6 protein-coding genes are annotated in these 10,837 nt (G+C 68.1%); 2 read left to right on the forward strand and 4 right to left on the reverse strand.

Going from position 1 to position 10,837, the window contains the following annotated elements:
* Positions 1-227 precede the first annotated feature (227 nt).
* Positions 228-1,196, forward strand: a complete 969-nt coding sequence (locus MJ797_RS15585; RefSeq protein WP_239335483.1) for an endonuclease/exonuclease/phosphatase family protein — start codon at positions 228-230, stop codon at positions 1,194-1,196.
* Positions 1,197-1,284: 88 nt separating this feature from the next.
* Here the strand turns inward: MJ797_RS15585 and MJ797_RS15590 are convergent, their stop codons facing one another.
* Together MJ797_RS15590 and MJ797_RS15595 are read right to left on the reverse strand one after the other, a co-directional pair.
* Positions 1,285-2,289, reverse strand: coding sequence for a M48 family metallopeptidase (locus MJ797_RS15590; protein ID WP_239335485.1), 1,005 nt, complete (start codon positions 2,287-2,289; stop codon positions 1,285-1,287).
* A gap of 205 nt (positions 2,290-2,494) precedes the next feature.
* Entirely contained in the window at positions 2,495-3,271 is a 777-nt protein-coding gene (locus tag MJ797_RS15595; protein ID WP_239335487.1) for an enoyl-CoA hydratase/isomerase family protein, read from the reverse strand.
* Positions 3,272-3,682: 411 nt separating this feature from the next.
* Here MJ797_RS15595 and glgX point away from each other — a divergent pair, with 411 nt between their 5' ends.
* Positions 3,683-5,911: a glycogen debranching protein GlgX gene (gene glgX / locus MJ797_RS15600; RefSeq protein WP_239335489.1), complete on the forward strand. Its 2,229-nt coding sequence runs from the start codon at positions 3,683-3,685 to the stop codon at positions 5,909-5,911.
* Positions 5,912-6,006: 95 nt separating this feature from the next.
* On the opposite strand, the gene glgP is transcribed toward glgX, so the two are convergent.
* Complete coding sequence (gene glgP / locus MJ797_RS15605) at positions 6,007-8,565, reverse strand: alpha-glucan family phosphorylase (RefSeq protein WP_239335491.1); 2,559 nt, start codon at positions 8,563-8,565, stop codon at positions 6,007-6,009.
* Positions 8,566-8,661: 96 nt separating this feature from the next.
* On the reverse strand, positions 8,662-10,683 hold the full coding sequence (gene acs, locus MJ797_RS15610; RefSeq protein ID WP_239335493.1) for an acetate--CoA ligase: 2,022 nt from the start codon (positions 10,681-10,683) through the stop codon (positions 8,662-8,664).
* Positions 10,684-10,837 lie beyond the last annotated feature (154 nt).

A 10,837-nucleotide genomic window follows, 5' to 3' on the forward strand; every position in this document is an offset into this window, starting at 1 on the left:
AGAGGCGGGCACTCCGCCGCGGACGGCGTCACTGGCACGAGGCGGCAGGGACGCTGGCCGCGGCGGAGCGATCTGGTCGATCGCGATGTGGGCGACCCCGCCGCCCACATCGCGCCTCCCATCGGCAATCTATGACCATGACCCCGCACTCGGATGCCGGCGCCGGCCTGTCCGTGTATCCCGAAGAAAACGATCGCACATCGGGATCAAGAAACAGATCCAGCGCGGTGATCCCACCACGGATATTGATGATCATTCTTTCCTGGATGATCACAGGCAGTCTAGCGATCATCGCGCTGGGCCGGAGCCTCCATCTGGACGACGCGCTGAGCTGGCCGTACGCCGGGATCAACGCCTTCACCCCGGTTGTCTACCTGCCCGTCTACATGGCGCTGGCCATCGGCTTCGCGATGCGCCGCAACCGGCTGCTGATCGTCTCGCTGCTGGTCATCGTCGCCCACCTGTACTGGACCGTTCCCGAGCTCTGGCCGGGAAAGCCCGAAACCGCGCCCGCTGGCGCGGCCCAAGCGCGGATCATGACTGCCAACCTGCTGTACACGAACAAGACCGCCGGCAGCCTGGGGTCCCAGATCCGCGCCCAACGGCCCGATATCCTTGTGCTGGAAGAGGTCACTGCCCGTACCCTGGCCGCGGTCGAGAGCTCTGGGGTACTGGGGGACTTCACCTACCGGGAGGTCCACGCCCGGCCGGATCCGTTCGGGATCGCGGTGTTCTCCCGCTTCGCGCTGACCGACCCGGAGCTGCCGTCGGTAGCGGATCTGCCGTCGCTACGGATGACGGTGCGGATGGACGCCGCGCACCAGTTCCGGCTCTTCGCCGTCCACACGCTCTCGCCGACCAGCGGCGATTACGCCCCGCGGTGGCGCCGGCAACTGGACGATCTGCGGGCCAGCACCGCCCTGGCAGCCATGCCCGTCGTGCTCGCCGGTGACTTCAACGCCACCCGTGACCACCGTCCCTTCCAACGCCTACTGGATAATCATCTCCGCGACGCCCACGACGTGGCCGGCGCGGGCTGGCTGCCCACCTGGAACGCGAACGGCCTGTTCGCTCCGCCGCTGCTGCGCATCGACCATGTCCTGGCCTCACCGCGGTTCGCCGTCACCCGCTACCAGGTGGGCGCGCCGTTCGGCAGCGACCACAAGCCCCTCGTCGTCGATCTCTCCCTGCGCTGACGGCCCACGACCATCCCGGGTGACCAGGCCTCGGCCGGCTACGAGGCTCGGGTAACGAGCGGATCAGCGGGACCGAGCAGCCGGACGATCAGGCAGAGGTGGTCCAGACCGCGAGGCCGGTACCGCAGGCCGTACAGAAACTCTCCGTCGGACGCGCTGGCTTCACGCAGCTCAGACAGGCACGGCTGCCATCCCGCACCGCGTAGATCCCGTCAAGGATCTTCCTGGGCTCGTCCTCACGCAGCCACTCGTCGAAGTAACGGGCACGCTCGACCGCGAGCGGGTGCGAGCCGCTGGTCCGGATCCGCATCCGGTGGAACCGGGCCAGCGTGCTCCGCTCGGCCATGTCGTCGAGCAACCGCGCCTGCTCAAGGAAAGCGGCGGGGTTCATCTGGTCGAGCCAGCGGGTCGCCCCACCGGCCAGCTTCATCATCATCCGGACGCATGGATCCGGGTCCTGGACGGCGAGCATCGCCGCCCGGTCGGCGGTCAGCTCCGCCTTGCGGGACCAGGCCGAAAGCCCCGCTCCGAGACCGAAGGCCGCAAGGTTGCCGGCAATGGCGTTCGACCGGCGGGCGACCCCCGCGCCCATCGCCCCGCCGACGATTCGGGCCATGGTCCCATACAGCACATGGCCACATTTGACATGACCGATTTCGTGCCCGAGCACGGCCAGCAGTTCGTCCTCATCCATGATGTCGATGAGATCGGTGAAAAGCACGATATACGGATGGTTGTGCCCGGCCGTGTAGGCATCGACCGGCCCACGCCGGATATAGAGCTCAGGTTCCGGGACGTCCAGAATCGCGCACGCCTCGCGGAGGATCGCGTAGATCCCCGGGAGCTGGCGGGGACCCACCTTCACGCTGGACGCGGTGTTCTCCACGTACTGGGTGCGCTCAACGCCCCATTCGATGTATTTGGCCACGGCCCGGTCAAACCCGGGAACGCGTTTCAGCGTACGCGTGGCCCGCCGGTCCAGCGGATGCCGAAACGCGTCCGGATCGAGCCCTGGCAGGCGAATCCGTCCGCTCTTTTCGACGGAACCCACCGGCCGCTTCCGGATGCTGACGACCTCGTCGGCTTCGGCCATCCTCCACCTCTCGTGGCACCCGTCCAAGGTCGCATTGCCGGCCCAAGCGGGATGTCAGGCGACATAGTAGAGCGCCCCCGTCGCCCCATGAAAGCCCCACGCTCAAACACGAGAAGGTAACCTGCACGACACCGGGCGGGCCGCACCCAACCAGCGGGCGACCAGTGACGGTCAGTGGAGGATGACGCTCGGCGACCAGTGGCGGTCAGCGACCGACGAAGTCCGCCTTCCCCGGGCCTCGTTCGACAAACGACTCCATGCCGATACGCTTGTCCTCGGTCCCGAACAGCCCGGTGAACACCGCGGTCTCCAGCCGTAGCCCTTCGGGCAGCCCGACGTCCAGACCGTCGTCGATCGCCCGCTTGGCCGCCCGCAGGGCCAGCGCCGGTCCCTCGACGAACCGGCCGGCCAGCCGCAGGGCCTCGGCGTAGACGTCGTCGGGAGCCACCACCCGGTCAGCGAGACCGATCTCCTTCGCTTCGGAAGCGCGCACCTGACGCCCGGTGAATATCAGGTCCTTGGCCCTGGCGGCACCGATCAGCCGGGGCAGCCGTTGCGTCCCGCCGGCACCGGGGATGACTCCGAGCAGGATCTCAGGCAGCCCGACCTTGGCGTTGTCACCGAAGACCCGGAAGTCAGCGCACAGAGCCAGCTCCAGCCCACCGCCGAGGGCGTACCCGGTCACCGCGGCGACCACGGGCTTGGGGATGCGGGCCACCTGCTCGAAGGTCCCGGTGAGCGCACCGACCCACGCCAGGATCTCCGCGTAGCCCATCGGAGCCATTTCTTTGATGTCGGCGCCGGCGGCGAACACCTTGGGACCGCCGTAGAGCACGACGGCCCGAACGTCCGGGCGGGCCGCGGCCTGCGCCGCGGCCGCCCGCAGCTCGCTGGTGAGCTGGCTGTCAATAGCGTTCATCGGAGGGCGGTCCAACCTGATCGTGCCTATTGCGTTGTCGACCTCGAAATGCACGACCGCCACCAGCCGACCTCCTCGTCGCATCGCCGCGGATCACTACCGCGCCTTCGGGACCTCTGACGCACCTTAGTGGTGGTCGCCGCCGGAAGTCGGGGTTCCTGCCGGACTGGCGAAGCCGATCTGGGGGGTCCGTCGGGGTATGCCGGATGCCAGGCGGATACGGCGTGAGACGGCACAGGCCCCGGTATCGCTGTGGCCCGCGGCCTTGCCAGCAACCACCTGGACGCGACTCCCTGATCGAACGGCGGCTCCCGAAACACGCCGCGGCCCCTGGCTGTCCGATCTTCACGGATACGTGATGATTACCCGGATTACCCACGATTACCCGCTGACGGCGATCCCGCCGTGTGGCCAGCAGCCCATGCGCGCTCTTCCCGCGGGCGCCTGAATCATTCGACAGCTACCGTGGCGAACGTGACGACACCGTCCCCGACCTGCGGCATCGTCGATTTTCCCGACCGCGCCCGGCCCGGATCGCCCGACCCGCTCGGCGTGCGCTGGGACGGATCCGGTGTGAACGTCGCGGTAGCCGCCCCCAACGCGGACGCGGTTGAGATCTGCCTGTTCGACGCCCAGGACAACGAGCGCCGCTATCAACTGCCCGAACGCGACGGGGGGGTCTGGCACGGTTACCTGCCGGGGGTAGGGCCGGGCCAGCGCTACGGTCTGCGGGCACACGGCCCGTACGCCCCTGACCGCGGCCTGCGCTACAACCCGGCGAAGCTTCTCGTCGATCCCTACGCCCGGCTACTGACCGGTGGTCTTGTCCCGCATGCGGCGATCTCCGGCTTCGACGAGACCGACCCGTACTCGGTGAGTTCGGACGGACGGGACTCCGCGCCCTTCGTCCCGCGCTGCGTGGTCGTCGACGACCGGCCGGCCGGCGCCGGCCCCGCCGCCAACCGGCCGGGCACGCCCTGGCCCGACACAATCCTCTACGAGCTGCACGTGAAGGGGTTCACCCAGCGCCACCCGGATGTCCCGGCCAGCCATCGCGGCACCTACGCGGGGCTGGCGCACCCGGCGGTCATCGACCACCTGCGCGCCCTTGGTGTCACCACGGTCGAGCTGCTCCCGGTGCACGCGAACCTCTCCGAACCGACGCTGACCCGACGTGGCCTGACCAACTACTGGGGCTACAACACCGTGGGCTTCTTCGCCCCGCATCCCGGCTACGCCGCCACGGACAACCCGGTGGCCGAGTTCCGTTCCATGGTCCGCGAGCTGCACGCGGCCGGTATCGAGGTCATTCTCGACGTGGTCTTCAACCACACCGCCGAAGGCAGTGAGCGCGGGCCGACGCTGTCGCTGCGCGGGCTGGACAACGCCACCTACTATCGGGTGGAACCGAGCGACCCACGCCGGTACCGGGATGTGACCGGGTGCGGCAACACCCTGAACACCTCATCCCCGCACGTGATCAAATTGATCATGGACTCGTTGCGCTACTGGATCACCGAGATGGGCGTGGACGGGTACCGATTCGATCTGGCGACCGCGCTCGCCCGCAACCCCGACAGCTTCGACCCGGCCGCGCCGCTGCTGACCGCCATCCACGCCGACCCGGTACTGTCAACCGTAAAGATCATTGCCGAGCCATGGGACGTCGGCTGGGGCGGCTACCAGGTCGGCGCGTTTCCCGCGCCCTGGGCGGAATGGAACGGCCGCTACCGTGACACCGTCCGCGCGGTCTGGACCCAGCATGCCTCCGGCGTGGCCGATCTCGGCTACCGGATCACCGGGTCGAGCGACCTGTACCAGCACTCGGGCCGGCGGCCGTGGGCCTCGGTGAACTTCGTGACCGCGCATGACGGCTTCACCCTCGCCGACCTCGTCTCCTACGCCGACAAACACAACGAGGCCAACGGCGAGGGGAACCACGACGGCGACGCTCACAACAACTCGACGAACTGCGGTGTGGAGGGCCCGACCGACTGTCCGGACGTGTTGTCCCACCGGCGCCGCACCCGCCGCGCGCTGCTCGCGACGCTGTTGCTGTCGGCGGGCGTGCCCATGCTGCTCGCCGGCGACGAATTCGGCCGTTCGCAGGGCGGCAACAACAACGCCTACTGCCAGGACAACGCGATCTCCTGGATGCGCTGGCCGCACGGCGCGCCAGCGGATGAATCGCCCGCTGGCGGCCCGGCTCCCGCGGCCGACCCCGCTGGGGACGACCCGATGCTGCTGCCGCTCGTCAGCGGCCTGGTGGCCCTGCGGCGGACATCGCGGACCCTGCGCCGGCAGGCGTTCTTCCACGGCGGCCCGTCCAGCGTCGGAGCGCTCGCGGACATCACCTGGTTTCGGGCCGACGGGGCAATCATGCTGGATACGGACTGGAACTCACCGCTCGTCCACACGGTCGTGGCCCACCTGTCCGGGCGAGCGCTGCCCTGGCACACCTCGGACGGCGCTCCGGTTGCCGGCGACAGTTTCCTGCTCATCCTGCGTCCGGACCCGGGCGAGGTGACTGTCGTGCTGCCGGGTGAGCCATGGGCCCGCACCTACGAACTGCTGCTGGACACCTCAGCCGAGGACCTCGCCGGGTTCCCCGGCACGCTCGACGGCCAGCGCCGGGTCATGCATGCCGGCCAGGAAGTGCAGGTCACCGGCCGCACCGTCGTGCTGCTCCGCGTCACCCAATAGCCGCGCCGGCCAGCTTCTCGCGATCTTTCGAGGTTTGCGAGATCAACAAGGGCACCGTCACCACACAAACCTCGAAAGATTGTCAACGATCGAAATCAGTCCGGGTTGGCGACGAGCCCGAGCTCGGCCGGTGAGGCGAGCTGCGGATGCCGTGGGAGCACCCGGACGGTGTAGCCGAAGGCGCCGGTCCGCCGCAGCGGGATGGTGCCCTCGAAGCGCTGCCCACCGCCCTCGCCGGTGCCCAGGTGGGCCAGCGCCACGGTAGCCGGGTCAAGCAGCCGGTCAGCCTCATCGACACGGCCGTAGGTGGCCTGGACCTCCACATCCGCGAGGTCCAGGCCACCGAGCTCGACCGTTGCCCGGACTACCAACGACTGACCGACCTGCGGGGTGTCACCGAGCCCGGCCGAGTCGACGTTGACCACCCGCACAGCCGGCCACGCCTGGCGGACCCGCCCCTTCCAGCCCGCGAGACCGCGGGCCCCGGCCAGTCCGTCGGCCGCGGCCACCCGTGCCGAGGCCGCGGCGGGGATGTAGTACCGCTCGACGTACTCCCGCACCATCCGGGTGGCGAGCACCTGCGGGCCGAGGGTGGACAGGGTGTGCTTGACCATCGATGTCCACTGCCGGGGCGGCGCGCCCGCGCTGGCGACGTCGTAGAAGCGCGCGGCGACCGTGTTCTCCAGCAGTTCGTACAGGGCGACCGACTCGAGGTCGTCGCGGCGCTCGGGATCCTCGACACCGTCCGCGGTGGGGATCGCCCAGCCGTTCTGCCCGTCGAACATCTCGTCCCACCAGCCGTCCCGGATGGACAGGTTGAGACAGCCGTTGAGCGCGGCCTTCATCCCCGACGTCCCGCACGCCTCCAGCGGGCGCAGCGGGTTGTTCAGCCACACGTCCGAACCGGCGTAGAGGAAACGCGCCATCCCGATGTCATAGTCAGGCAGGAAGACGATGCGATGGCGGACCTCGGGTGTGTCCGCGAACTGCACGATCTGCTGGACGAGCTGCTTGCCGCCGTCGTCGGCCGGATGCGCCTTGCCCGCGATGACCATCTGGATCGGGCGCTGCGGGTGGAGCAGCAGCCGGGTGAGCCGCTCCCGGTCCCGCAGCATCAGAGTGAGCCGCTTGTAGGACGGGACCCGGCGGGCGAACCCGATCGTCAGGACAGCCGGATCGAACACGCCGTCGACCCAGTCGAGCTCGCCGGGCGCGGCGCCGCGCTGGAGCCACGACGCCCGCAGCCGGCGGCGGACCTCGGTCACAAGCCGCTCACGCAGTTCCCTGCGCATCGACCAGACCGCGTCGTCCGGCACTCGGGCGATCTTCGAAAACCCCTCTCCGGCGCCCTCAAGGGGAGACGGGCCCAGCTCCCGGTCAGCCAATTCGATCACACTACGCGACACCCAGGTAGCCGCATGCACGCCATTCGTGACCGAACCGATGGCAACCTCAGCCGGGTCGAACCCCGGCCACAGGCCCGCGAACATCTCCCGGCTGACGATCCCGTGGAGCTTGCTGACGCCGTTGGAGCGCTGAGCCAGCCGAAGGCCCATGTGAGCCATGTTGAACACGTTCGGGTCGGACTCGGCGCCGAGATCCAGCACGCGGTCGACGGGCACGCCCGGCCAGGCGTTGTCCCCACCGAAGTGACGGGCCACCAGATCCTTGGGAAACCGGTCGATACCCGCGGGCACCGGCGTGTGGGTCGTGAACAGCGTCCCAGCGCGGGCCGCCTCCAACGCCTCGTCGAAGCTCAGGCCGCTCTCGGTCAGCTCACGGATACGCTCCAGGCCGAGAAAGCCCGCGTGGCCTTCGTTGGTGTGAAAAACCTCCGGCGTTGGCGCACCGGAAACCGCCGAGTACGCGCGCAGCGCGCGGACCCCACCGATGCCCAGCAGCATCTCCTGCAACAGGCGATGGTCAGTGCCGCCACCGTAGAGCCGGTCGGTAACACCCCGCTCGGCTGGCTGGTTGTCCTCGACATCCGAGTCGAGCAACAGCAGCGGCACCCGCCCGACCTGCGCCTTCCAGATCTGCGCATGCAGGGTGCGGCCTTCGGGAAGCCCGATCGCGATCTTGACCGGAGTGCCCGAGGCATCGATGAGCTGGGTCAGCGGCAGGCCGTGCGGGTCGATGCCGGGATAGCGTTCCTGCTGCCAGCCATCCCGGGACAGCGACTGCACGAAATAGCCCGCCCGGTAGAGCAGGCCGACCCCGACGATCGGCACGCCGAGATCACTGGCGGTCTTAAGATGATCTCCAGCGAGAATTCCCAGGCCACCGGAGTACTGGGGCAGCACCTCGGTGATCCCGAACTCCGGCGAGAAGTAGGCGATCGCCTTGGGTGCCGCGGACAGCGCCTGGTACCAGCGTGGCGCGGTCAGATATTCCTGTAGGTCTTCGGCTGCGTTGCTGAGACGGCGAATAAACCGGCGATCAGTCGCCAGGGTCTCAAGGCGCTCGTGGTCGACCTCGCCGAGCAGCCGGACCGGATCTCCCTTACAGGAGCGCCACAGTTCGGGATCGACGGACTCAAAGAGATCAAGTGTCTCCGGGTGCCACGACCAGCGGAGGTTCAGCACAAGCTCACCGAGCGGGAAAAGCTGCTCAGGGAGCTGGGCACGGACGGTGAAGCGTCGAAGGGCTCTCACGAAGTTGTGAGCTTAGTGGTCGGCCCGAACCCACCCGGGTACCGGCTGTCCAGTGGACCGCTGGCGTCTTGTGCCCCCAGTTCCCCGATCAGCCCATCACTCGTCCGAGCCGGCCGCGGCGACCTTGGCGGACAAAACGCCCATTACGGTTGGATCACGCAGGGTCGTGACGTCACCGAGCTCGCGCCCCTCGGCGATGTCCCGCAGCAGTCGCCTCATGATCTTCCCTGATCGCGTCTTGGGAAGATCATCAGCCCAGATCACCCGTCTGGGACGAGCCAGTTTCCCGATGCGCGCGGCCACATGGTCACGAATTTCAGCCATCGTCTCGTCATTACCGACACGACCCCCGGTCAATGTGACGAAGGCCACAATGGACTGACCGGTCTGATCATCAGGCTGAGCGACGACCGCGGCCTCCGCCACCGCCTCGTGAGCGACGATCGCGGACTCGACCTCCGCGGTCGACAGCCGGTGGCCCGACACATTGATCACATCATCGATCCGGCCGATGATCCAGAAATATCCGTCGACATCCAGCCGAGCCGCGTCACCGACCACATAGACTGTTGGGCCGAATCGTGAGAAATAGGTCTGCACGAACCGTTCGTCGTCCCGGTAGAGGGTCCGCAGCATCGACGGCCACGGCTTGGTAATCACCAGAATGCCGACCCCTTCAGTGATCGGCTCGCCGTCCTCGGACAGCAGCGCCGGTGAGATCCCCGGCAGTGCGGTCGTGGCTGAACCCGGCTTGGTCGACGTCACACCCGGCAGCGGAGAAATCATGATCGCGCCAGTCTCGGTCTGCCACCAGGTGTCGACGATGGGGCAACGACCGCCGCCGATCACCTTGTGGTACCACAGCCAGGCCTTCGGGTTGATCGGCTCGCCCACCGTGCCGAGGAGCCGCAGCGACGACAGATCATGCCTGGCCGGGTAGTCGGCGCCCCACTTGACGCAGGTACGGATCGCGGTCGGAGCGGTGTAAAAAATCGTGACCTTGAATTCTTCGATGATCTTCCACCAGATATCCCGGTCGGGATAATCGGGAGCGCCCTCGAACATCACGCTGGTCGCGCCGTTGGACAACGGCCCGTAGACGATGTAGGAGTGCCCGGTGACCCAGCCGACGTCGGCCGAGCACCAGTAGACGTCCGAGGACACGTCAAGGTCGAAGACGAGCCGGTGGGTGTAGGTCGCCCCGGTCAGGTACCCCCCGGTGGTGTGCAGGATGCCCTTGGGCTTGGCCGTGGACCCGGAGCTGTAGAGAATGAACAGCGGATGCTCGGCATCCATCGGCTCGGCCGGGCACACCGGGTCGGCCCGCTCGCACAGTTCGTCGTACCAGACATCCCGGCCAGTGAGCATTGGCGCGGGCGTGCCGGTCGAGCGGACCACGACGATGTGCTCCAGGGTCTTCACGCCACCGAACTCGGCGTCCACCGCCTCCTTGACCGCGGCCGTCCGGCCTTTACGGCGGGCGCCGTCCACGGTGATCAAAACCTTTGCCTCGGAGACCTCCATCCGCTCGCGCACCGCGGCCGGAGCGAAACCTCCGAACACCACGTTGTGAACGGCGCCGATCCGGGCGCAGGCCAGCATCGCCACCACGACTTCGGGAATCATCGGCAGGAAGATCCCGACGACGTCACCCTTACCGACCCCGAGGCTCTTCAGCCCGCTGGCCAGCCGCTGGGTGTCGGCCAGCAGGCCGGCGTAGGTCAGCGCGCGTCGCTCGCCTTCCTCGCCAACCCAGTGAAAGGCGACCTTCCCGCCCCGGCCCGCGGCCACGTGCCGATCCAGGCAGTTCGCCGAGACGTTGAGACGACCATCCGCGAACCAGCGGTAGAAAGGCGGGTTCCGGTCGTCGAGCACCGTTGTGAACGGGATGTCCCATGTCACCAAGGTGCGGGCTTTGTCCGCCCAGAAGGCAACCGGATCGACGGCGGCCGCGTCGCTGTCAGCCGTACCGGGCTGGCGAGGAACGAAACCGGCTGGCGGATCGAACCGGTCAACCAAGAGCATCCGCTCAAGCTCATGCTCCAGGCGCACACCGGCGGAGCCGGTCTCGTCCTGGCCGGCGCCGATCGCAGCGGTGCCGTCCGCGGTGCTGCTCATGGGTCCTCCTGCGTCCGGTGGCTGGCTCGTCCGCATCCGGGTGTACCACGAAGAGGAATCCAGCGGCGGCGGTAGCGGTGCGGCGGTAGGCCCGGTCCCGCTCCGCCCGCCACCGGTTTCTCCTGGGACCTCCGGTTTCCTTAGGACTCGCGCA

Origin of the sequence: Protofrankia sp. CiP3 (genome assembly GCF_917627345.1) — a bacterium.
In the GTDB taxonomy this organism is placed as follows: Bacteria; Actinomycetota; Actinomycetes; order Frankiales; family Frankiaceae; genus Protofrankia.

Coding starts and splice junctions, on each gene's coding strand:
- MJ797_RS15590 (WP_239335485.1), bottom strand. CDS start 2,289: ATGGCCGAAGCCGACGAGGTCGTCAGCATCCGGAAGCGGCCGGTGGGT.
- acs (WP_239335493.1), bottom strand. CDS start 10,683: ATGAGCAGCACCGCGGACGGCACCGCTGCGATCGGCGCCGGCCAGGAC.